The organism is Chishuiella changwenlii (assembly GCF_900142565.1).
Taxonomy (GTDB): domain Bacteria; phylum Bacteroidota; class Bacteroidia; order Flavobacteriales; family Weeksellaceae; genus Empedobacter; species Empedobacter changwenlii.
Window position 1 is genome coordinate 44,928 of record NZ_FRBH01000009.1, and the last position, 22,215, is coordinate 67,142.

Annotated in this window: 24 protein-coding genes; 5 read left to right on the forward strand and 19 right to left on the reverse strand. The window is 28.8% G+C overall.

The window, feature by feature from the left end; genetic code table 11:
• Positions 1-90: 90 nt before the first annotated feature.
• The 6 genes from BUA86_RS11910 to BUA86_RS11935 all read right to left on the reverse strand — a co-directional run bounded on the left by BUA86_RS11910 (position 91) and on the right by BUA86_RS11935 (position 4,686).
• Positions 91-747, reverse strand: coding sequence for a hypothetical protein (locus BUA86_RS11910; RefSeq protein ID WP_072932951.1), 657 nt, complete (start codon positions 745-747; stop codon positions 91-93).
• Positions 748-882: 135 nt separating this feature from the next.
• Positions 883-1,668, reverse strand: coding sequence for a zinc ribbon domain-containing protein (locus BUA86_RS11915; protein WP_072932952.1), 786 nt, complete (start codon positions 1,666-1,668; stop codon positions 883-885).
• Positions 1,669-1,670: 2 nt separating this feature from the next.
• Positions 1,671-2,768 (reverse strand): Nif3-like dinuclear metal center hexameric protein, encoded by a 1,098-nt coding sequence (locus tag BUA86_RS11920; RefSeq protein WP_083580364.1) that lies wholly within the window; start codon positions 2,766-2,768, stop codon positions 1,671-1,673.
• Positions 2,765-3,265: a GNAT family N-acetyltransferase gene (locus BUA86_RS11925; RefSeq protein WP_072932954.1), complete on the reverse strand. Its 501-nt coding sequence runs from the start codon at positions 3,263-3,265 to the stop codon at positions 2,765-2,767. The genes BUA86_RS11920 and BUA86_RS11925 overlap by 4 nt, the downstream gene beginning before the upstream one ends.
• Entirely contained in the window at positions 3,256-4,116 is an 861-nt protein-coding gene (locus BUA86_RS11930) for a dTDP-glucose pyrophosphorylase (RefSeq protein WP_229731745.1), read from the reverse strand. Before BUA86_RS11930 ends, BUA86_RS11925 begins: the two co-directional genes overlap by 10 nt.
• A gap of 108 nt (positions 4,117-4,224) precedes the next feature.
• Positions 4,225-4,686 carry an Lrp/AsnC family transcriptional regulator gene (locus tag BUA86_RS11935; RefSeq protein WP_072932957.1) on the reverse strand — a complete coding sequence of 154 codons (462 nt, stop codon included), beginning with the start codon at positions 4,684-4,686 and terminating at the stop codon, positions 4,225-4,227.
• Between the two features lie 320 nt (positions 4,687-5,006).
• Here BUA86_RS11935 and metK point away from each other — a divergent pair, with 320 nt between their 5' ends.
• Positions 5,007-6,266 (forward strand): methionine adenosyltransferase, encoded by a 1,260-nt coding sequence (gene metK / locus BUA86_RS11940; RefSeq protein WP_072932959.1) that lies wholly within the window; start codon positions 5,007-5,009, stop codon positions 6,264-6,266.
• 132 nt (positions 6,267-6,398) lie between these two features.
• Here the strand turns inward: metK and BUA86_RS11945 are convergent, their stop codons facing one another.
• From BUA86_RS11945 to BUA86_RS11970, 6 genes are all read right to left on the reverse strand, one after another.
• The gene (locus BUA86_RS11945; protein WP_072932961.1) at positions 6,399-6,779 is read right to left on the reverse strand and encodes a hypothetical protein; all 381 of its coding nucleotides are present in this window, start codon (positions 6,777-6,779) and stop codon (positions 6,399-6,401) included.
• A 17-nt stretch (positions 6,780-6,796) separates the two neighbouring features.
• Complete coding sequence (locus BUA86_RS11950; RefSeq protein ID WP_072932963.1) at positions 6,797-7,093, reverse strand: Dabb family protein; 297 nt, start codon at positions 7,091-7,093, stop codon at positions 6,797-6,799.
• Between the two features lie 74 nt (positions 7,094-7,167).
• On the reverse strand, positions 7,168-8,475 hold the full coding sequence (locus BUA86_RS11955) for a DEAD/DEAH box helicase (RefSeq protein WP_072932965.1): 1,308 nt from the start codon (positions 8,473-8,475) through the stop codon (positions 7,168-7,170).
• Between the two features lie 36 nt (positions 8,476-8,511).
• Positions 8,512-9,036, reverse strand: a complete 525-nt coding sequence (locus BUA86_RS11960; RefSeq protein WP_072932967.1) for an STM3941 family protein — start codon at positions 9,034-9,036, stop codon at positions 8,512-8,514.
• Positions 9,037-9,659: 623 nt separating this feature from the next.
• The gene (locus BUA86_RS11965; RefSeq protein ID WP_072932969.1) at positions 9,660-11,426 is read right to left on the reverse strand and encodes an AMP-dependent synthetase/ligase; all 1,767 of its coding nucleotides are present in this window, start codon (positions 11,424-11,426) and stop codon (positions 9,660-9,662) included.
• Positions 11,427-11,532: 106 nt separating this feature from the next.
• The gene (locus BUA86_RS11970; RefSeq protein ID WP_072932970.1) at positions 11,533-12,186 is read right to left on the reverse strand and encodes a class I SAM-dependent methyltransferase; all 654 of its coding nucleotides are present in this window, start codon (positions 12,184-12,186) and stop codon (positions 11,533-11,535) included.
• 110 nt (positions 12,187-12,296) lie between these two features.
• Between BUA86_RS11970 and BUA86_RS11975 the strand changes: the two genes are divergently transcribed.
• The 3 genes from BUA86_RS11975 (at position 12,297) to BUA86_RS11985 (ending at position 13,897) form a co-directional block, all read left to right on the forward strand.
• The gene (locus tag BUA86_RS11975) at positions 12,297-12,878 is read left to right on the forward strand and encodes a DUF6642 family protein (protein ID WP_072932972.1); all 582 of its coding nucleotides are present in this window, start codon (positions 12,297-12,299) and stop codon (positions 12,876-12,878) included.
• Positions 12,879-12,888: 10 nt separating this feature from the next.
• Complete coding sequence (locus BUA86_RS11980) at positions 12,889-13,470, forward strand: Crp/Fnr family transcriptional regulator (RefSeq protein ID WP_072932973.1); 582 nt, start codon at positions 12,889-12,891, stop codon at positions 13,468-13,470.
• Between the two features lie 73 nt (positions 13,471-13,543).
• Positions 13,544-13,897: a DUF4260 domain-containing protein gene (locus BUA86_RS11985; RefSeq protein ID WP_072932975.1), complete on the forward strand. Its 354-nt coding sequence runs from the start codon at positions 13,544-13,546 to the stop codon at positions 13,895-13,897.
• Here BUA86_RS11985 and BUA86_RS11990 read toward each other — a convergent pair.
• Genes BUA86_RS11990 through BUA86_RS12000 form a run of 3 tightly spaced genes read right to left on the reverse strand, consistent with a single transcriptional unit; the run spans position 13,894 to position 17,835 of the window.
• Positions 13,894-15,453: an MFS transporter gene (locus BUA86_RS11990; protein ID WP_072932976.1), complete on the reverse strand. Its 1,560-nt coding sequence runs from the start codon at positions 15,451-15,453 to the stop codon at positions 13,894-13,896. The two genes, BUA86_RS11985 and BUA86_RS11990, sit on opposite strands and share 4 nt — an antisense overlap.
• Positions 15,453-16,499 (reverse strand): HlyD family secretion protein, encoded by a 1,047-nt coding sequence (locus BUA86_RS11995; protein ID WP_072932978.1) that lies wholly within the window; start codon positions 16,497-16,499, stop codon positions 15,453-15,455. The genes BUA86_RS11990 and BUA86_RS11995 overlap by 1 nt, the downstream gene beginning before the upstream one ends.
• Before the next feature lie 4 nt (positions 16,500-16,503).
• Positions 16,504-17,835: a TolC family protein gene (locus tag BUA86_RS12000; protein ID WP_229731746.1), complete on the reverse strand. Its 1,332-nt coding sequence runs from the start codon at positions 17,833-17,835 to the stop codon at positions 16,504-16,506.
• 150 nt (positions 17,836-17,985) lie between these two features.
• Here BUA86_RS12000 and BUA86_RS12005 point away from each other — a divergent pair, with 150 nt between their 5' ends.
• The gene (locus tag BUA86_RS12005) at positions 17,986-18,795 is read left to right on the forward strand and encodes an AraC family transcriptional regulator (RefSeq protein WP_072932981.1); all 810 of its coding nucleotides are present in this window, start codon (positions 17,986-17,988) and stop codon (positions 18,793-18,795) included.
• A gap of 5 nt (positions 18,796-18,800) precedes the next feature.
• On the opposite strand, the gene BUA86_RS12010 is transcribed toward BUA86_RS12005, so the two are convergent.
• The 4 genes from BUA86_RS12010 to BUA86_RS12025 form a co-directional block, all read right to left on the reverse strand.
• Positions 18,801-19,583: a phosphatase PAP2 family protein gene (locus tag BUA86_RS12010; protein WP_143147316.1), complete on the reverse strand. Its 783-nt coding sequence runs from the start codon at positions 19,581-19,583 to the stop codon at positions 18,801-18,803.
• A gap of 124 nt (positions 19,584-19,707) precedes the next feature.
• On the reverse strand, positions 19,708-21,108 hold the full coding sequence (omp85, locus tag BUA86_RS12015) for an Omp85 family outer membrane protein (protein ID WP_083580365.1): 1,401 nt from the start codon (positions 21,106-21,108) through the stop codon (positions 19,708-19,710).
• A 147-nt stretch (positions 21,109-21,255) separates the two neighbouring features.
• Positions 21,256-21,750: a cupin domain-containing protein gene (locus BUA86_RS12020; protein ID WP_229731747.1), complete on the reverse strand. Its 495-nt coding sequence runs from the start codon at positions 21,748-21,750 to the stop codon at positions 21,256-21,258.
• Between the two features lie 33 nt (positions 21,751-21,783).
• Entirely contained in the window at positions 21,784-22,212 is a 429-nt protein-coding gene (locus BUA86_RS12025; RefSeq protein WP_072932983.1) for a Dabb family protein, read from the reverse strand.
• Positions 22,213-22,215 lie beyond the last annotated feature (3 nt).

A 22,215-nucleotide genomic window follows, 5' to 3' on the forward strand; every position in this document is an offset into this window, starting at 1 on the left:
TTTATTATTAGTAACAATTTATAAAAAACAAATATGGGTAAATTCTAATAAGAATCTACCCATATTTGGAATTTATTTTCGTGTGAGTTATTAAAATTTTTCTGCTCTTAATTTCTTTAAATCTCCTTTCGTTTTCTTACGTTCTTCTATCGCTTTTCTAAGCGTTGGATTTGAAGGAACTTTACCGATTGCATTAAAATGTTGTATATATTCAAATAAACCTTCAAAATTTCCTCTAAGTGGACGACCATCTAAATCTGTCATCAAGAAATTAGAAACTAATAATCCATTATCATAGTTTTCTAAACGAATTGTACCAGAAGCAAAATAATTATCATATACTGCAAAAGTAGATGCTCCTTCAACGGCTACACCATTTTGTAAAAGTGGATCAACATGAAATTCAATAAAATCTAAACTTCTCGAATTAAAATTAGCTTCACTTGTATTATATTCTCCACTAAATGTGAATCCATTTGCTTGAAAAATTTCTAAATAAATATAGGCTCCTGAATTACGCCCATTATAATTTATAGGGTTAGATGATAATTCTACAATGTAAGAAATTCCGTTTTGAGTTGGTTGCATATCTTCTATAACGACATTTCTAATTGGTAAATTAAAACCATCGTAAGTAACATTTCCTCTATTTTCGATTACTCCATTATTACTATCATCGTTGTTAGAACATGAACTAACCGTAAATGTTGTAACTGATAATATTGCTAGAATTATAAATTTTTTCATAGTTTTCTATTATTGTGACTAATATCGTAAAAATATATTACAAATAGTATGCTAGATTTTTTAAGTAATTAATTTTCATAAAAAAAGTGTTACAAAAAATTTGTAACACTTTCTTTATAAGTTATATAAATCTTATTATCCTTTGATAACAATTTCCATTTTTTCTTGTTCTTCTAAAGCTAATTCTAAATCAACTAAGATACGTCCAGAATGCTCATCAGTAATAATTTTTTTACGTTGAGCGATATCCATTTGTCTTTGTGGTGGAATTGTAAAGAAAGATCCTGCAGAAGCTCCACGTTGAACAGGAACAACAGCTAATCCATTTTTTACAGAATTTCTGATTCTATTGTAAGCATCTAACAAACGATTTTCTATTTTATCAGAATATTCACCAGATAATCTTAACAATGTAGCTTCTTCTTTTTCTGTATCTTTTACAATTGTATCTAATTCAGCTTTTTTGTGACCTAAATGCTCTTTCATAGAAGCTAACTTTGTTTTAAAGTCTTCTATTTGTGCATTTTTTTGTTGAATTTTAATTGTAAATTCACGGATACGTTTTTCAGATAATTCAATTTCTAAACCTTGGTACTCAACTTCTTTAGCTAAAGCATCAAACTCTCTATTGTTACGTACGTTGTCTTGTTGTTTTGTATATTTTTTAATTAAAGTTTCAGCATTTTTAATTGCTTCTTTCTTTAATTTAATATCTTCATCCAAACCTTTAGTTTCGTCAACAACTTTTTGAATTCTTGTTTCTAACTGAGCAACGTCATCATTTAAATCGTCCACTTCTAAAGGTAATTCACCTCTTGTGTTTCTGATTTCATCTAAACGTGAATCAATTAATTGTAAGTCGTATAATGCGCGAAGCTTTTCTTCTACGCTTAGTTCTTTGATATTTTTTGTTTCAGACATAGTTAACAATAATTAACAGGATTGGTATTAATTCCAGAATTAAAGACCACAAAATTAGTAAATTTTTCTTTAAGAAACGAAGTTATTAAATTTTTTGTAAACTGTTCCGATTCAAAATGTCCAATATCTGTTAAAACTAGCTTATTTTCAGCAGTAAAGAAATCGTGATATTTTAAATCTGCTGTGATGTAAACATCTGCATTAGCGGCTATTGCATTTTTTATTCCAAATGCACCAGAACCACCTAGAACAGCTACTTTTTTTATTTTTTTATTTAATAATTTAGAATGTCTAATAAATGGAGTGTTCATTTCTTGCTTTAAATAATCAAAAAAATCTTGTTCATTCATTTCTTCTTCTAAATCTCCAACCATTCCAATTCCTATATATGGGTTTTGATTATTCAATGTAAAAGTTGAATAAGCAATCTCTTCATAAAGATGATTGGCATATAAAGCTTTTATAATTGCTCCTTCTAAATGCTGAGGCATTACAACCTCTATACGTGTTTCATCCTCAGTAACCAACTCTCCTACTTTTCCAATAAAAGGATTAGAACCTCCCATTGGTCTAAAATTTCCTTTTCCTTCTACAGAGAAACCACACGAATCGTAATTACCTATTCTTCCTGCTCCAGCGTCATAAAGTGCATTTTTTAACACTTCTGCATGTTCTGTAGGGGCATATGTAATTAATTGTTTGATGATATTCGCTTTCGGAATTAAAATTTTAGTATTAAAAAGTTTTAATTGTTCTGCAATTTTAAAATTAACACCAACTCTAGAGTTATCCAAAGCAGTATGCGTTGCATAAATATTAATTCCATTTTTAATTGCTTTCATTACCGCTTTTTCTACATAATTTTTCCCGTTTAACTTTTTTAAACCAGAAAAAATAATGGGATGAAAACTTACAATCAAATTACAATTTTTCTCAATAGCCTCTTCTACAACCTCTGGTGTAGTGTCTAAGGTTACTAAAATTCCTGTAACTTGCTCATTATAATCACCAACTAATAAACCTACATTATCAAAATCTTCGGCATAAGCTAGTGGTGCTATTTCTTCTATTGCTTGCGCAACATCTTTTACATGTATCATTTTGTTTTGTTCAAAATCAATTTTTCGGTCGGAACATCATTTTCAATTCCTTTCCAATACGATTCAAAATTAAACTTTTCTAACAATTTTCTCGAAGCTATATTCTCGGGATCTATTACTGCAATAATATCCAAAGTAGAAAAATTCTCTTTTGCATTAGAAATCAAATGTTCACAAATTTTTGTTCCAATACCTTTTTTCCAAAATTCTTTTTTAAGCATATAGCCTATTTCTAAAGAGTTTTCTAAATGCGAATTATAAACAATTTTACATTCACCTAAAATTGTTTCATTTTCATCATAAATTTTAAAGTAGCCTAACTGCTCATCTATTGAACTTTTATCTAAAATAGATGTAAATTTATGATTTGCTTGTTCCTCTGTCATTCCAATTCCAGTAATATATTTCATCACTTCGTCATCTTTTACGAGCTTAAAATATTCATTAAAATCGGTCGGTAGATATTTTTTAAATCGTAGTGTGTTAATTATTTCCATAAAGGATTTGGATATTTATGTTGATGAATTAATTCTTGTATATAATGATTAACTTCTTGTTCATTTTCTCTCTCAATAATTTCAATCCAATTTTGATTAGAATTTTCAACTTTAACTTCTAATTGATTTTCTTTCATCATTTCGATAATCATATCAGATAATGTAAAATTCTTTTCTAATTCACTTGCATTTTCTTTAAGAAAGTCTTCAAACTGATCTTCTAAACTTCTAAAAATAGAAGGATGAAATATCCAAAAATCTACATTAACAGAAAATTCATTCTCCTCATTAATAATATAAGTTTTTGGAGAATCTATGGAAGATAAAAAATGTTGATTAGTAGAACATACTTCTCGATTAATTTCAGTATCAAGATTAAATGTTTTATCTAATTCATAAGCAATCATTGCATAACGATTAGGTATAACAGTTCCGTTTTCTATTAATTCTTTAGCTTTAATAAATGCGTCTATACCATAATACTCATTGGATTTAATGACAATAAAGGGATGCATTAAATGTCTTTTTGTAATCATTAATGCATGTGCATTTCCCCAAGATTTTTTCCTATGCTCTATTTTATCATAAATACTTCTAGAAACAGCAGTGTATGTTGTTTGTAGAATAAACTCTACTGTTCCTCCTTGACTTTCTATAATATGCTGGAAATATTTTTTGGTTTCAATATCAAAATCTTGATTGATAACAAAAACAATATGTTTTATACCAATAGATAATGCATTATAAATAGAATATTCTACAACAAACTCTTTTTTAGGACCAACACAATTCATGTATTTTCCTTTCTTTTGAGTATTGTAATCATCTCCTGCTAATATTACTAATGACAAACTGTTGAGCATAAATTAAAATTATTATTCTTCAATTTTTATAGAAATTTAAAGATTTAAAAAATTAAATCCTAATAAAAAACTCAGTAAATAACTGAGTTTATGTTTTTAAAGTAATTGATATGCAGTGTCATCTTTTATATCACTAATCACAAAAGTACTGTGAGAACTACCAATGACGTTTATTTTTGTTAGTTTATTTACCATAAAATCTCGGTATTCGTCCATATGCTCAAAAGACATTTTTACAATGTAATCATAATCTCCACTAACATGGAAACAAGATTGTACTTCTTTTAAGTTTTGTATTTCTTCTTCGAAAGTTTTTATGTGGTCTGCAGAGTGTTGTTGTAGTTTAATATGGCTAAATACTAAAAGTTCTTTATTAATTAATCTTCTATTAACTAAAGCTACATATTTAGAAATTATTCCAGATTTTTCTAGCTTTTTTATTCTTTCATGTATTGCAGTAGAAGATAATTGTAGCTTATCTGATAATTCTTTGTAGGTAATTTTGCTGTTTTCTTGTAGATACATTAATAGTTGTTGATCAAGGGAGTCGAATTTCATTTTTCTCTTATTTTTTTCTAAAGTATTACTTTTTTTTCGAATAAATATCTATTTAAAAACGGAAATCATATATCAAATAGAAAAAATAGCTAATTTTAAGCATATTACAATATAACTTTAACATCTTTGTCTTTTATAATTCTACTAAAACACTAGAGAAATTAACATTTATTTTCTTTTATTATTCATTTTATTCATTGTATATTTGAACTCGAAAAATCGAGAGGAAAGATTTGACTGATTGCAGCCTCATAAAAATAATTGCTAAAACAGGACTTCAGTTTTTTCCTTCCTATTTTATATAAAAAATAAAATTTAGAATGTCATATTTATTTACATCAGAATCTGTTTCTGAAGGGCATCCAGACAAAATTGCCGATCAAATTTCAGATTCAATCTTAGATCATTTTTTAGCATTTGATGCAAAAAGTAAAGTAGCTTGTGAAACTTTAGTTACAACTGGACAAGTTGTATTAGCTGGAGAAGTAAAATCTAATTCTTATATAGATTTACAACGTGTTGCTAGAGAAACAATTTCTGAAATTGGTTATACAAAAAGCGAGTACATGTTTGATGCAAACTCTTGTGGAATTTTATCTGCAATACACGAACAATCTCCAGATATTAACCAAGGTGTTGACCGTAATTCTGAAGAAGAACAAGGTGCAGGAGATCAAGGAATGATGTTTGGTTACGCGACTAGCGAAACAGAAAACTACATGCCTTTAGCATTAGATTTATCTCACAAGTTATTAAAAGAATTAGCGCATATCCGTAAATACGAAAAAGATCTTTTACCATATTTACGTCCTGATGCTAAATCTCAGGTAACAATTGAGTATGATAACGACAATAAACCTGTTCGTATTGATACAATTGTTATTTCTACTCAACATGACGACTTTGCAAACGAAGAAGCTATGTTAGATAAAATTACAAATGATATTATCAACATATTAGTCCCTCGTGTTAAAGCGCAATTACCAGTACATTTACGCGATTTATTTACAGATAGTATTAAATACCATATTAACCCAACAGGAAAATTCGTAATTGGAGGACCTCACGGAGATACAGGTTTAACTGGACGTAAAATTATTGTAGATACTTACGGTGGTAAAGGTGCTCACGGAGGTGGTGCTTTTTCTGGAAAAGATCCTTCTAAAGTTGACCGTTCTGCTGCTTATGCTGCTCGTCATATTGCTAAAAATTTAGTTGCAGCTGGTGTTGCAGAAGAAGTTTTAGTACAAGTTTCTTATGCGATTGGTGTTGCTGCACCAGTATCTTTATTAGTTAATACTTTCGGAACTCAGAAAGTTGAGCTAACAGAAGGTGAGATTTCTACAAAAGTTTCTGAAATTTTTGACATGAAACCTTATGCTATAGAGCAAAGATTAAAATTAAGAAACCCTATTTACAAAGAAACTGCTTCTTATGGACACTTAGGTCGTCAACCAGAAACTGTTAGTAAACGTTTTGAATCTGCAAATGGACAAGATGTTGTTGAAGTTGAAGTTGAATTATTTACTTGGGAGAAATTAGATTTCGTAGATCAAGTAAAAGAAGCATTCGGATTATAATTAATATCCAAAACTTTATATACTAAAAAAGCTATCCAATAGGATAGCTTTTTTATTTTTATGAGTATTGATGATAAAGGTTTTTATTAAAAAAAGACCTTACATCATATAGTCTTATAGCTTCAGTCTTTCTTAAAATGAAGAAATTCCATTCACAAACCAATAGCTAGCTCCTTCTCTATACGAGATATTGATACTATCTTTTGAAAGCGTGATTAATTTTGATGGTGTCCATTCTAAATTTCGAAGTGTATTATTCCCTGTAATTTCCATTCTTATATTTTCGATAGGTTTTACAGTTCCACTCGCAACTTCAAAATCAAATTTGAATATATTATCTTTTTGAGAAACTCTTACCACTCCACTATCTCTAATTGTTGTCCCTAAAGAATCTTGAAAAATAATGAATCGTCTTTCGTATCGATTTTTATAAATTTCATTTGTAGAATCATCTTCATTTTGACAAGAAAATAAAACAAATAAAAATGGAATGAATAATAGTATATTTCTCATAGAAAGATTTTCAATTCTTAATCTGCATCATAAATTAAAACTTTTTTAGCATGTCTATTAGGTCCGTTTATGAACTCTATATGCTGTGGATGTTTTTGATAAATTTCAAAACTTGTCATGTCTTCAAAAGCAACAAATAAAGAAAAAGAATATGTTCCGTCTACAACATCTCTTTCTATTGCAGCAGGTGTTCCAATATGAAAGAATTTTGTTGGTGTCATTTTTTCTAAATCCTCTAATCCAGTTTTGAATTCGTTATATTCAGCTTCTGTTATATCATCTTTTAACCAGAAAAGTACGTGATGTGCAATCATAATTATTTTTAATTTATATAATTATTAATCAGTTATTTAAATATATTTAATTAAAGTAAAACTGCAATTTTATATTAATATGCAATTTGCATTTTCACTTTCTTATTTTTAATTTTTTGACCATTTAAATTTTTCAAAATATCTGGCACTTTTTTTCTATTAATGGCAACATAAGATGTAGTATCTTTTACCTCGATAATACCCACATCATTCTTATCTAAATTACCTTTTTTAAATAAAAATCCAACAATATCTACTTTGTTTACTTTATCTTTTTTACCGGCAGATATATAAATAGTTTGATAAGGTGTTCTTTCTGGTATTTTATATGTTCCTCCTAAATTTTCTACAGCTAAGTTTTCTTTTACAAAAGGAAAATGTTCTTCATTACTAATAATTAAATAAACAAAACCTTTTGCATTCATACGAGCTGTACGACCATTTCTGTGAATAAAAGCTGCTTCTTTTGGTGGAAGTTGATAATGAATAATAGAATCTACTTCTGGAATGTCTAATCCTCTTGCCGCTAAATCTGTTGTAATTAAAACACGAACAGAATCATTACGGAATTTTAGTAAAGCTCTTTCTCTTTCATCTTGTTCCATTCCACCGTGAAAACTTTCACGTGCAATTCCTTTTTCATGTAATAAGTTACTAATTCTATCTACTGCATCTCTGTGATTACAGAAAATTAGCATTCGCTTATTACCTATTTTACATATAAGATTAAATAAAGTATCCAGTTTTTCTTCAGAAATCGTGTTAACTAATTTCATTTGTAAATCTGGTTTTACTTCGATATTTTTTAAATAACTAACTATTTTTTCATCATTTAAACCAACAAATTCTGGAATATCTTCCATTTCTGTTGCAGATGTTAAAATACGTTGTTTTAATCCAGAAAGTTGATTCACAATAAAACTCATGTCTTCTTTAAAACCTAATTCTAATGCTTTATCAAACTCGTCTAAAACTAAAGTATTAACCGTAGTTGGATCAAAATTTTCGTTGCGTAAGTGGTAAGCTATTCTTCCTGGTGTTCCTATTAAAACTGCTGGAGCTTCTAATAAATTGTTTTGTTCTATTTTAGTATTGTGCCCACCATAACAACATGTTACTTTATAGTCTGATTTCATTGATTTGAAAACAGTTTCTATTTGTAATGCTAATTCGCGTGCAGGAACTAAAACTAAGCACTGAACTCCTTTTACGTCTGGTTTTAAATCTCTTAAAACTGGAAATAGAAAAGCTAATGTTTTTCCTGATCCTGTTGGCGATAATAAAACTAAATCGCGTTGATTTTCGGACATTTTGAATGCTGATCTTTGCATAGCATTCATATCCTTAATTCCTAAATTTTTATAAAGTAAATCCAATTGCATTGTGCAAAATTAGTTGATTCTGATGAATTAATTGGTTTATGTTGTAAGAGAAGTTTTATAATCTTCCATAAAATCATCAAATAGATTTAAGATTTCGAAATGATGTTTGTTTAATGTATTGGCATCAAAGGAAACAACTGCTCCATACATTTTGTACCAAAATCTCATACGCGCTTGTAAAAATGTATTACTTTCATTCTGCAAAAATAAATCGCTTTCTACCAATTTTATATTGATAACGCGTTGACGTGGTAATTTTAAGTCTTCTATTTCTGCAATATTTTTCCACTCCATGTAATTTAAATTAGCGGAAGGATGAAATACAATTCCTCGTTTATCAATCAATAAAACTAATTGCTTTTTACGCAGTTTATTTGCGGAGAATACTAATAAAATAATACTTGGAACAAATAAAATTCCGCTGATTATTTTTGCCATCGATGGCGAATTAACTTGATTGGCGTTAAGGTACAAGTAGACAGAACAAAATAAGAAAATTAAACTTCCTATTAATAGTCCCCAATTACTTGTTTGTTTTGCATGAATTTCTATTGGTTCCAAAAAATGATTTATTTATACAAAAATATTGAAAATAAATGTTGTCTTAGTTTAAATTATTGTGATGAGAGTTATATTTCTAAATTTACAATATTAGATGCGATGTTGAAATAAATTCAACATGACAAAATGTAGTAAATACTAAAATACTTTGTACTCTCTACATTTTACTTTCCTTGTCTAAGTTCTCGATACAATTTTTCTTCATTTCATTCCGAAAAATCACTCGAACTGACAGAAAATTGCATTGTAATTTTTTAAATTAAAGGATGCAATGTTGAAATAAATTCAACATGACACTTGATGTAATAAAATTGCTTTTAAGTTTAGCTTGTCCTCCTTGTCACATTTAGCTTGTCGAAATGTTGTTTCAATATCACTGTTTATTAAAACTGTCAGTTCGAGTGAAATTCGTTTAGAATTTTGTATCGAGAACTAAGACAGTTTATGAGTTTTCTTGTCTAAGTTCTCGATACAATTTTTCTTCATTTCATTCCGAAAAATCACTCGAACTGACAGAAAATTGCATTGTAATTTTTTAAATTAGAGGATGTGATATTTAAATAAATTCAACATGACAATTAGTATTTTTAAAATACTAATTTCTAAACTCTAACTTCTTAAATCTATCTATACAATTGCTCAATTTCTTGTTTATATTTTTCAGCAATAATTTTTCGTTTCATTTTTAAAGTTGGGGTTAACTCTCCAGTTTCAATTGTGAATTCATTTGGTAAAAGCACAAACTTTTTAAGTTTTTCCCAGTTTCCAAAATTGATATTTAATCTGTTTAATTCTGATGAAATTAATTCTTCTATTGCTGATGAAGTTAAGAGCTCTTCTTTTGTTAAAGAAACTAAAGATTTGTCGTTATTTTTTGCCCAATCTAAACACTTTTCATAAGATGGAACAATAAGTGCAGCAGGGAATTTTTTACCTTCTCCTACAACCATTATTTGTTCTATATAATTAGATTCAGACATTACTTTTTCTATCTGTTGAGGAACAATGTATTTTCCTCCAGATGTTTTAAACATCTCTTTTTTACGGTCTATAATCTTTAAAAATTTTCCGTCAACCCATTCACCAATATCGCCAGTATATAACCAACCATCTTTTAAAACTTCTTCTGTAGCTTCAGGATTCTTGTAATATCCTTTCATGATATTTTTACCTTTTGCTAAAATTTCTCCATCTTCTGCTAGTTTAATATCTATATTGATAAGAGGTAAACCAACAGTTCCTATTTTCATTCCTCTTTTAATACAATTTACAGCTAAACATGGTCCCGCTTCTGTTAATCCATATCCTTCATAAATTGGAATACCAGCAGCTAAATATAATTTTAGTAATCTTGTTTGTAAAGTAGCACTTCCAGATGCTATTCCTTTTATATTACCACCTAAAGCCTCTTTCCATTTAGAAAATATTAATTTTCGTGCAATTGATAATTTAATTTTATACCAAGCCGAAAGTTTAGTTTCATCTAAATCGTATTCTTCGCCCAATGCAATTGCCCAAAAGAAAAGTTTTCTTTTTATACCTTTCAACTCCTCTCCTTTCGACATAATTCTATCGTAGACTTTTTCTAATACTCGAGGTACTGCAGAAAAAATTTGAGGTTGTATTTCTTTCATATCCTGCCCAATCGTATCCATAGATTGCGCATAATAAACTGGCAATCCCATGTAGATATATACATATTGAAAAACACGCTCGTAAGCATGGCAAGCTGGTAAAAATGATAAGGCTTTATCGTAAGCTTGTACAGGAAAAGAATATTCTGAACTTATAACATCTGCTAATAAATTTTCGTGTGTCAACATTACTCCTTTCGGATTTCCTGTTGTTCCAGATGTATAAATTATAGTTGCTAAATCTGTTGTTTGAATGGTATTAATTTGAGCATTTAATGTTTCATCAGAAATAGATAAACCTTTCGAAACAAGTTCTACCCAATTTGGTGTATTTAGATAAGTATTAAACGTGTAAACTTCTTTTAAAATTGGAAGTTGATTTTTTATTCCCAATAAACGCTGATACAAAAAATCATTACTTACAAAGCAAAGTTTTATTTCTGCATCATTTAAAATAAACTCATAATCTTTGTCAGAAATATTAGGATAAATAGCAACCACAACTCCACCTACTTGCTGAATGGCAAAATCCATTAAGTTCCATTCCAGTCTATTTTCGCTAATTAAAGCAACTTTATCATTTGGTTGTACACCAGCCGCAATAAGACCTTTAGAAATATTATTGATTCTATTAATGAAATCTGTTGTCGAAATACCTTTCCATTCATTATCTTCTTTATAATTAAAAATATTAATGTTTGGTGTTTTCTCTTGTTGTAAGCGAGGTAAATCAAAGACTCTTTGTGGTTGTATCATATTCTTGTAATAAAGAAACAAATTTCGGATAATTCTTGATGCTTTTAGAAATTATTTTATATTTCTTTCGCTAGAAAATTAAGTTTATATTGAATTTAAATCTTATCTATTTCTTAGTAACAATTACAATAAATTCTCTTTCAACCATTTCTCCATTCTTACTTAAAACATTTTCAGTAATCGTTTCAATATTTTCAATTGCAAACTTTGCAGATTTCAGTAATTTAATCACTTCTACTTCTGTATATAAGTTAAACCCAAATTGTGTGAAAGGTAAAGTTTCCATAAATTCTTTTTTAGCAAAAGCAAGAGAAAACTTTCCATTAAATCTCAGTACTCTGTAAATTTCGTTTAAAAAGAATTCAGGCTCTTTCCAAAAGTAAATTGTGTTAACTGTAAATATTTTATCGAATCTTTTTTCATAAAATTGTATTCTTTCGTCTCGAATAAGCTCAAATCTAACATTAGAATTTAAATGATCTGAGTTATTTAAGATTGCACTATTTTTCATTGTTTGAGAAAGCTCTAAACCAATGTATTCTAAATCATTTGCTTGTTTAAGAACATAAGGCAAATGTTTACAATTTCCATGACCTAATTCTAGAATTTGTTCTCTATCTTTTAACTGCAAATTATCTATTGCAGATTTTGTCATCCCGATATTGCTTTCATTCATTATTTCACCAACAGCTATTCCGTTTTCTCCATCTGGACAACTTAACTGTTTTGCAAGATCTTCAAGATCAATCATTTTTTCCATTAAACCTTATTTATGTAGAATTATTCTAAATTAATAATTATAATTAAGTTAATCAAATGAGTTTAGTCATTAAAAACTTTACGCTTAACTTTGATGAATAGTAAAAAGCAATGAACGATATTACAATTAATGATGAAATAGACGATTTTAAACTATTTTGTTTAGAAGGTGTAGAAGATATTGAGGAACAAAAAGATTTTCAGCTATTAGATTTTTTAGAGCATTTGGCTAAAAACTTTCAAATAACGAATGTTTACAAGACGTGTGATAGCATAGAAAGCTTTGAAGAAAGTATTAGTAATTTATTGCATTTTGATAGAGATTTTAGAGATTATAAAATTATTTATTTGGTTTTTGAAGGAGACAATAATGTAATACAGATTGATGATTATTACTATAGTTTAGAAGAAATTGCAGAAATTTTTGAAGGAAAACTTACAGATAAAATCGTTCACTTTGCCAATACAAAAAAGCTAGAATTAGAAGACGAGACTTTTCAATATTTTTTAGATGTAACTGGTGCAAAAGCTTTATCTGGCTATGTAAATTCTTCTCCATTATTAAGTACAGTTTTAGATCAATACTTTTTTTGCTTAGCAAAAGAAACAGATGATGTTGTAGAATTGGTACATCTACTTTTCGATAAACACGCTACAATGTGTACTAAATTAGGTTTTAGATTGTATCATTAATTCAATTATCATGAAAGATTTTGATGAAATTCTACAGAATCATTTTGGAGAGTTAACGATAAACGAATTAAAGATTATTCGTTCTTATTTTTATGAAGAAAAACTGAATAAAAATGATTTCTTTTCTACAGCAAATACTGTATGTAATAAACTGAGCATTGTGCAAAATGGTATTTTAAGAGTTTATGCTTTGTCTGACGAAGGAAAAGAAATAACACAATGGATTTCTACTGAAAACTTCTTGGTAACAGATGTTAAAGGTTTCTTTTTTAATGAACCTAACCGTTGGACAATACAAGCATTTACAGATTTAATATTATTAACCATTACAAAGGAAAATTATGAGAAATTATGTAAAGACATTCCGAAATGGAATGAAATTGAAAAACGATTTATTGTAAAATGTTTCTCTATGATAGAAGATAGAATATTCTCTCATTTATCGATGTCTGCAGAAGAAAGATACGATTTATATTTTACGCAAAATAAAGCACTGTTTAATCAAGTTCCATTACAATACATTGCTTCTGTTCTTGGAATGTCAGCAGAAACTTTTAGTAGAATTAGAAAAAGAAAAATTGAAAACTCTTGACTTTTGTCAAAAATTACTTTTTAAATCTTAAGGATATTTGCTTTAATAAAATTTAGTAATTATGCTTTTCAAAATGAATAATCTCTTAAAACTAGAAGAATTAGGACAATTTATACTTTCGATAATCTTATTTAATCAGTTAGAATATGCCTGGTGGGTTTTCCCAATTTGTATTCTATTACCAGATTTCTCTATGTTAGGATATTTAATCAATCCAAAAATTGGAGCATGGTTATATAACATATTCCACCATAAATTTATTGGTATTCTAATTTTTATGTTTGGAACATTATTCAACAACTCTCTCATTTCTTTGATCGGAATTATTTTATTTGCTCATTCTGCAATGGATAGAATATTTGGGTATGGATTAAAATTTACAGATAATTTTAAAAACACTCATTTAGGTTGGATAGGAAAGAACTAAGCAAATAATCTATTTTTAATTGGACGATACACCAAAATTATAAAAGCTGTAATGATTCCTAAGATAAATAATACTCTAAAAATCTCGATATTTGAAACTAATAATGCTTGATTAAATAACTTACTTTTCAAGACACCTGCAGATAATAAGTCTGCATCGTTTGGTAAATGGATTAAGCTGTTTTTATTGGATAGATTAGCCCATTGTTCCTGAAAAATTGGAGATGATTTATCCAAATTCTTAACCATAGAAAATTGATGTTTTGTAGTGAGATACAAAACTGCATTTTGCATAACAGAAAAGCCTATTGTTGTTGTCCAAAAACGAGCAGCAACACCAGCATGAGAAGCACTTCCCGAAAAATTAGGATGAACAGAACCTATAATATACAACACCAAAGGTGTAAATAACATTCCTTGCGATACTCCTTGTAAAACTAGCGGTGGCGTAATTGCAGAAAGCTGTGTTTCTTGATAAAATAAATAACTAAACCATAGCATGCTAAAAGCTAAAAGCGTAAATCCTACAGAAAAAATAATTCTAAAATCTATTTTATTCTTTACTAAAAAGAAAGAAAGTATAATTCCAGTTATAGAACCAATAACATTAAAATACTGAATCTCTAACACATATTCCCAGTGCCAATGCCATACTGTTGCCATTACTTGGTAAATATTACTCATACCAGAACGTAAAATATAAAACACAAAGAATAAGATTATTCCAAGTATTACACGTTCTGATTGTAAGACTTCAAAATTAAACAATGGTCTTTTAGTTGTTTTTTGATGAATAATAAAAAGTCCACTAAAAATTAATGTACTTGCAAAAGCTAATACGATATAAGAAGATTCGAACCAATTATATTTCTTTCCATAAATTAAGAAAAAAGCACCTGAAATAAGTGATATCATCATTAAAAATATTCCTCCTAAATTCAATTGATACAAAGGCTTTTTAGGAAACATTCTATTCTGATTAAAAAAGAAAACATAAATAGTAAGTGCTACAACATGCAAAATCATAATTGTATAAACCATCATGTTATGATTGTAATTCTGTATGGCAAATTTTGCAATAGACGTTGTTATTTTATCTCCTGTTAGTATTAATCCGTATAAAAAAGAATAAGTAATTAATTTAGAATTTTCATTCTTAATATTCGCCATAATAATTGGCAATAAAATAGCGCCTTCTAAAATAGTTAATGGTCCTTGTATAAATCTCAACAATAAAACTAATTCCTTATTGGTTGTTAATGTCATAGAAAACAAGACAATGATATTAAGCATTGTCATTGTAAGTAAATAATTTCGAACATTAAAAAAATGAAAAAAACGCACATGAATAAATAATCCACACACAATCATGGCATAAGCTAAAGAAAATAGAAACTGTAAATCATCAACTTCTAAATCTAAAAAAGATGCTGTAAATGTGCTATTCATATTGAATAATGAGAGGATCATCATGTGAGGAAATAGTGTAATCATAAAGATTGGAACAACCATTTTCTGCGGAACCCATTTTTTAAATATTGAATTTTCTTGTGACATTAGTTTATTTTTTCAGTCGATACAATTACATTCATTCCTGTACGTAACTTGTCATTATTTTTAGAAGTTTTTAATAAAATTTTTACAGGAAAACGTTGTTCTATTTTTACAAAATTACCTGTTGCATTATCTGGTTTTATCAAAGAAAATTCTGAACCAGAAGCTGGAGAAAGAGATTCTATTTTTCCTTCGAATTCTATATTCGGATATGCATCCGCTTTAATTTCTACTACTTTATTTAAATCGATTTCTCCTAATTGAGTTTCTTTAAAATTGGCAACAATCCATTTCTCTTCAGAAACAACTTGTACCAATGTTTGCCCTTCTTTTATTAATTGTCCTTCTTGTATATTTTTTACACCAACCCAACCATCATAAGGCGCCACAACATAACTATAAGATGCAATAAGTTTTGCATTGTTTAATTGTGCTTGTCTTTGTAGAACTTCTGTTTTTGCAGGTGCAACTTTTGTTTGTTCTGCAGATGTAATAACCCCTACCGCATTCAGTTGTTCTTGTAGAGCTTTTAAATTGGCTTTTGCTTGTTTGTATTTCGCTTCTACTTCTTCAAATTGTTGCATAGTCGCAGCATCTTCATCAACCAAGTTTTTAAAGCGTTGATAATCTTTTTCTGTTCGCCAAACATCAATCTTTGCCGCATCAATTTTTGCATTGATAATACTTGTATCAGAAGATTTTGTTTCTACAGCTTTCTGATAAGTTGCAACAGACTGTGATGTACTTTCTAGATTTGCAGCTGCAATATCTACTTGATTCTTAAATTCTCGATTATCAATTACAACTAATGTATCTCCTTTCTTTACAAATTCATTTTCTTTAAAATTTACTTTTTTTACGAATCCAGATACTTTACTAGCTACTGGTGTAATATATTGACGCACTTGTGCATCGTTTGTTGTAACGTGTGATCTAGAAAATAAATAAAACCAACCAACTGTAATAATTCCTATTAAAATAAAAATCCATGCAACTGTAGAAAGCGCCCTATTTACTCTTCTATCTCCTTTTGTAAGTTGTTTTCCCATTGTTTTATAAATTTCCTAAAGTGTATTGTAATTGATAATATTTTAATTGTTTATTGATTTGTAGAGAAATCAAATTAGATTCTGCTTCTAGAAAAGCATTATCAGCATCTATTAATTCTGTAATTAAACTAAGTTTATTAATGTATTTAGTTCTAACTATTCTATAATTCTCTTTGGCTTGAGCAATTGCTTCTTCTGCAATTTTTATTTTTTCTATGGCTTCTTCCAGACGTTTATTAGAAGCAAAAACATCATGTTTTATTTGATTTTCTTTTTCTTCTATCTGCAGTTTTGCTATGGAAATATTTTGATCCGCCATTTGCATTTTCTGTTTATTTTTAAATAAATCACTTAACGGCATAGTAACACTAACACCCACCATTCCTATTCTATTTAGGTATTTTTCGGGCGGAAAAAACATCATGTTTGGATATTGTAATCCATATTCTGTTCCTGCTGATATTTTTGGAAGAATATTAGATTTTACTATTTTTTTATCTAACTCTTTTATATGCAAATCTTCTTTGGCAATTTTTAATGTTTCATTCTTATCATTTGCTTCTAAAATCATTTCATCAACAAGACCAATGTGATCTGTATCTGTAAATAACTCTTTGGTATCAAGATGGATTTCGTTATCCTCAGAAATTGCCAAAATAGTTTTCACTTCGTGTTCCACTATTGCTATTTCATTATCTAGTTCTGTAAAAGACATTTTATGGTTAGATAACTGTAATTCTGTACGCAACACTTCATTGTAAGTCACTAATCCATTTTTCTTTAATGCTTGAGTTTGTTTTATAACAATAGAATCTTCGTGCATTTTATCTGAAATTAGCTTCTGTTGTTCCTGCAAGTGCAATACTTGTAGATAAGAAGTTATAATTTGCATTCTTAATTCACGTTCATTTTTACGAAAATTTAATTTTGAAATATCAGTTTCTATTTCAGCTTTCTTTTCTTCGTTATTTAGCTTTCCTCCCATATAAATAGGAATCTCTGCAGAAAGTGTAAAATCATAATATACACGTGGGACATTGTATTTTGTAGATGGTTTTAAAAATCCTTCTTCATATTGTCTTAAATTAGTTCGAACACCAAAACCTGTATGAAAATTGACATTAGGTAACTTTTCATTTTTCAAATCGTGTTCTTTCAATTCTGCTAAATTTGTTTTTATAGAATTGATTTGTAATTTCTTATTGTTTTGTAATCCTATTTCAATTGCTTTGCTTAATTTCAACGAACTATAATCTACATCATGTTGAGCATTGGAAAATCCGCTCCACATTAATGCAAATGCAAGCAATTGATATTTAAAAATTTTAAATATCATTTTGTAATAAATTCTGAATGTTTTATTGATTTTTGATACTGCAAAGGTACGTGCAAAGCGGACTAAGCTTAAAGATAAAATAAGAAAAACATTTGCTCATTTACGCCAAAATCGTTTATTTTTGTATCGGATGTAAGTACAAAATATGTTATGCTAAAAACAGATTTCTTCGCTGATGTAGATAAATCAACAATAGATTTCTATGTTCAAAATGTAAGTGTAGATGATATAGAAACAGGTATACATCAACACAAAAAATCGCAACTAATTTATGCTGAAGGCGGTATTGTTCATATTTTTATAAATGACAAGCATTGGTATTTACCCGCAAGGTGTTTTATGTGGATTCCTGCCAATATTCCTCATTCTATACTAACGTATAGCAAAAATTCTAGTCTTTATAATTTCTACTTTAAAACATCGGACGAAGAAGATAATTTTTACAGTGATACAAATATTTACTTTGTAAATGATTTATTAAGAGAGATGTTCTTATTTACAAAAAATTGGAATGGGATTATTCTTGAAGATGATAAGGCGAAATATAATTTCTTGAATGCTATAAAATCTATTTTACCAGAAATGGATTCGAATAAATTACCTATTTCGATACAACATCCTTTTCCAAAAGATAAAAAGTTAATTGAAATAGGACGATTTCTAATGAATAATATCGAAAAGAATTATACTATAGACGAAGTTGCAAAACTTTTTGGAATGAGTACGCGTACACTTTCAAGAAAATTTAAAGAAAGTCTAGGAATGAATTATGTTCGATTTTTACGTTCTCTGCGTGTTTCTAAATCTTTTGAGTTAATTGCAGAAAACCAATATAACATGTACGAAATAGCCATGATGATTGGTTATAATTCTTTATCGGCTTACAGTAATATTTTTTATAAAGTTGTTGGTGTTCGTCCATCCGAATATGCACAAATGTTGAATAAACGAAAAAATTAAATGAGTTAAAAACTCTTTACCAATCCAATTCCAAAACTTTTATTTTGATAAAAAGGAGCTATCATTGTTGTAGATTTTTTTTCTTTGCGCAATAATAGTCCATTAATTTTAGGGTATAAAAAGTAAGCTAATTCTGTCGATAAGATTCCACAGCCTGCTCCTGCAACCACATCGTTTATCCAGTGTTTGTCATTTACCATTCTATAAATACCTGTAAAAACAGCAAATGAATAACCAGAAATACTTAACCAAAAATTAGTATCTCTATATTCTCTAAACATAAACTGTGCAGAAGAAAATGCTATTGCTGTATGTCCTGACGGAAAAGATAATCTATTCGATTTATCTGGTCTTTCTTCATTTGTTAGATGTTTTAGTGGAACAACAAATGCAGCAGAAATTAATTGCGATGTAGTATAAATAATAGTTCTATCTCTAAAATTATGTTTTCCTTTTACTCCGAAAGCATTTAAACCATATACCATTAAAGCTGGTGCAAATTGCGTATAATTATCTAATGAAATATGCTTTGGTTGATGTTCATTTATCTCATTTCGGGTAGATAAATTCAATTGTTTTAATCCGTCACTTTCTAAACCTACAATTCCAAAACCTATAAGAACAGTTGGTGCAATTAAATGTTTGTAATTTAATTTATAATTATTCTCTTGATTGACTACAATACTATCTTGCTCTGAATTATTAAAACGATAAATAGAATCTTGTGCTTGAACTTGATAAATACCAATAAGAACGACGATGATGATATTTTTGATTCTTGAAAACATATTAACTTCTAAAATTTACACGCAAAACTGCAACTCGATTTAGAAGAAATTTAGAATACTACATTTATATAAAATAAAAAAACGAGTATAAACTCGTTTTTTCATCTACTTAAAGTACTTCGTGTTAAAATGCTTGTCCAATTCCAAAAAAGAATAAACCATCTTCTTTAGATTTTCCATAATCAAAATATAATACTGTAGATTGATTCCAACCTATCCTAAAACCTGCTCCATAAGAAGATTTAATATTTTTAAAGTTTAAATCTTGCCAACGATCACGTACTGTTCCCATATCAAAGAAAGGAGCTATTGTAAACGATAAATGTTGTTTCCATAACGTTGTTTCGGCTAAACGCGTTCTTAATTCGAAATTTGTAAACCACATCGATCTAGCTAAAAAACGATTGGCTCTATAACCTCTTAATGAAGCTTTACCACCCATTGCATTTATACTTCCTTCGGGACTCCATTGATCTTGATATTCAAAAAATGGTGCATTTTTTCCAAAAACATTTCCTACTCCTACACGTCCTGCTAAAACTGTTCGTGGTCCAAATGGAAGTTTCTGATAGTAACGTGCTTGTATCAATAATTTATCAAAATCAAATTGTGAACCAATAAATTTACTAGAATATTCATTCGCAATTTCAAAATAAACCCCTTTTGTTGGGTCTGGTTCAAAATCTCTTGTATCGTATATAATAGCATTTTGTATAATAGAAACCCATCCTCCATTAACTCCAGAAATTTTTCCTTGTTCAAAATCACGTCTTAAAAGAGATGTCCCATTAGGAGCTTTCGTTTTTCCAAGAACAGGATCAATTGCATCTGCTTCAGTACCTTCAAATGTTTTATAATCTAAGTGTTGTATTTCATACCCTCCCATTATTCTCCATTTTCCATTTCCTAAGGCATAATCTGCTTTTAGATTAAGCATATATTCTGTTTCTCTAAAACGATTAGATAACGCATCTGTAACAAGTGCGGCTTCACCTGGACCTCCAGGTCTTAATGTTTTTCTTGCTTTATCGTATTCTTTATAAGTTGAAAAAGTTGTGTTTTCGTCAGATGGAAGATGTAAATCTCCTAATGTCTTCTCTGTAAGACCAAAATATAAATTTGCAGGATTCTGTTGCGCTTTAAAATCTATTTTGAAACGCCATCTCGTTCCCTTATAATAAGGTATGTCTAATGACAAAGCCAACTCTCTTGCATTAGATGTATAATAAGCTGCATTGGCTTTTAATTTCATTAAATATGGTGTGTAAGCAAATAACTCATTATCTCTTTTTCCATTCCATATTACATTGGTTCTTACTCCAAATCCAAAACCAGTTACTGGATCTGAAGAAATATCAGGTATACCTGTGATAAATGTTCCTTCTCTTTTTTTAGCAAGATCTCTATCACTCATTCGTTTAGATTTAATAAATGATAAACTGTCTTTCTTTTCTAGAATAGAATCTTGTGCTTCTATTGCAAAAGGCGCGGCCAATGTTGCGATAAATGATACTAATTTCTTCATATCTTAAACTTAGAATTTTATTGTTCTGGTAAAAAAACAAACAGATTTAGAAGAAATTTAGAATTTTAAGGGAATGTGCATAAAAAACAAAATCAGCACAAACATAAAGTCTGCACTGATTTCCATCAATTTCAATCACTAAGATTACTATTTGTTAGGTACAAAGAAGTCTTCTTTTCCTTCGGTAATTGGAATATATAATCTTACCCAAGTATTATCATCTTCATCTTCCATCTCCCAGCTATGACCTTTTCCAGAAGTATCTTCAGCTAATAAAACTGTTCCTGGTTTTACAATAAAAGTAGACCCGTCTGTTACTTTAAACTTAATACGACCTTTTAATGTAACAACATATTGTCTTCTTGGCGCTTTGTGCGTATCTTTCTCCCAGTCTTCTACCGAGTTATTCATCCAAAATGTAGAAGTATTTAAATGTTGTAGACATTTAATTGTTCCTACTTCAAAAGAAGAGCTACCATCTGGCTTACTAATTAAACGAATTGCAGGAATACTACTTTCCTCCTCTTTTACAACTTTTACAGGATCGTTTTTACCGTCATTAGCAATTTTATCATTTGCTTTTGCATTGAATGATGCTACCATTACGATAGCAACCATCGCACTTTGTACGAATTTTTTCATTTTAATTATAATTAAATAAATGTATTGAATGTATTATTTTTTCTTTTGATTGTATACAGTATCGTGAACTAACATTTTCACGAAATAAGGTTTGTATTTAGCTACTAAAGCTAAATGTTCTGGTAATTGACCATATTTTTCTAAATCTTCTAAAGAATCAAACTCCATAGAAGCATTATACGTATATGTTTGGTCTAGAACACTTCTTGGTGAAGAAGCTGCCGGAGTTCCATATCTTAAATTCTTTTGATAAGGCAATTGTTTTAAGCCTTCAAAAAAGTTTTGAAAATCTGCAACTTCTTGTTGAGATAAGTCTGGTTTTAGCCAAAAAACTAAATAATGAAAATAAACTGGTTTATCTTGATGTTTCTGTTTTTTAGATTGCCCAAATGCTACATTAGAGCATAAAAGCGTCATTAATCCTATTAAAGCTAAACTTCTTAATTTTTTACTTGTTGTCATAAT

Excerpts from the sequence above, each read along its gene's own strand:
- BUA86_RS11910 (WP_072932951.1), bottom strand. The coding sequence starts at position 747 with ATGAAAAAATTTATAATTCTAGCAATATTATCAGTTACAACATTTACG.
- BUA86_RS11915 (WP_072932952.1), bottom strand. The coding sequence starts at position 1,668 with ATGTCTGAAACAAAAAATATCAAAGAACTAAGCGTAGAAGAAAAGCTT.
- BUA86_RS11920 (WP_083580364.1), bottom strand. The coding sequence starts at position 2,768 with ATGATACATGTAAAAGATGTTGCGCAAGCAATAGAAGAAATAGCACCA.
- BUA86_RS11925 (WP_072932954.1), bottom strand. The coding sequence starts at position 3,265 with ATGGAAATAATTAACACACTACGATTTAAAAAATATCTACCGACCGAT.
- BUA86_RS11935 (WP_072932957.1), bottom strand. The coding sequence starts at position 4,686 with ATGAAATTCGACTCCCTTGATCAACAACTATTAATGTATCTACAAGAA.
- metK (WP_072932959.1), top strand. The coding sequence starts at position 5,007 with ATGTCATATTTATTTACATCAGAATCTGTTTCTGAAGGGCATCCAGAC.
- BUA86_RS11945 (WP_072932961.1), bottom strand. The coding sequence starts at position 6,779 with ATGAGAAATATACTATTATTCATTCCATTTTTATTTGTTTTATTTTCT.
- BUA86_RS11950 (WP_072932963.1), bottom strand. The coding sequence starts at position 7,093 with ATGATTGCACATCACGTACTTTTCTGGTTAAAAGATGATATAACAGAA.
- BUA86_RS11955 (WP_072932965.1), bottom strand. The coding sequence starts at position 8,475 with ATGCAATTGGATTTACTTTATAAAAATTTAGGAATTAAGGATATGAAT.
- BUA86_RS11965 (WP_072932969.1), bottom strand. The coding sequence starts at position 11,426 with ATGATACAACCACAAAGAGTCTTTGATTTACCTCGCTTACAACAAGAG.
- BUA86_RS11970 (WP_072932970.1), bottom strand. The coding sequence starts at position 12,186 with ATGGAAAAAATGATTGATCTTGAAGATCTTGCAAAACAGTTAAGTTGT.
- BUA86_RS11975 (WP_072932972.1), top strand. The coding sequence starts at position 12,297 with ATGAACGATATTACAATTAATGATGAAATAGACGATTTTAAACTATTT.
- BUA86_RS11980 (WP_072932973.1), top strand. The coding sequence starts at position 12,889 with ATGAAAGATTTTGATGAAATTCTACAGAATCATTTTGGAGAGTTAACG.
- BUA86_RS11985 (WP_072932975.1), top strand. The coding sequence starts at position 13,544 with ATGAATAATCTCTTAAAACTAGAAGAATTAGGACAATTTATACTTTCG.
- BUA86_RS11990 (WP_072932976.1), bottom strand. The coding sequence starts at position 15,453 with ATGTCACAAGAAAATTCAATATTTAAAAAATGGGTTCCGCAGAAAATG.
- BUA86_RS11995 (WP_072932978.1), bottom strand. The coding sequence starts at position 16,499 with ATGGGAAAACAACTTACAAAAGGAGATAGAAGAGTAAATAGGGCGCTT.
- BUA86_RS12000 (WP_229731746.1), bottom strand. The coding sequence starts at position 17,835 with ATGATATTTAAAATTTTTAAATATCAATTGCTTGCATTTGCATTAATG.
- BUA86_RS12005 (WP_072932981.1), top strand. The coding sequence starts at position 17,986 with ATGCTAAAAACAGATTTCTTCGCTGATGTAGATAAATCAACAATAGAT.
- BUA86_RS12010 (WP_143147316.1), bottom strand. The coding sequence starts at position 19,583 with ATGTTTTCAAGAATCAAAAATATCATCATCGTCGTTCTTATTGGTATT.
- omp85 (WP_083580365.1), bottom strand. The coding sequence starts at position 21,108 with ATGAAGAAATTAGTATCATTTATCGCAACATTGGCCGCGCCTTTTGCA.
- BUA86_RS12020 (WP_229731747.1), bottom strand. The coding sequence starts at position 21,750 with ATGAAAAAATTCGTACAAAGTGCGATGGTTGCTATCGTAATGGTAGCA.
- BUA86_RS12025 (WP_072932983.1), bottom strand. The coding sequence starts at position 22,212 with ATGACAACAAGTAAAAAATTAAGAAGTTTAGCTTTAATAGGATTAATG.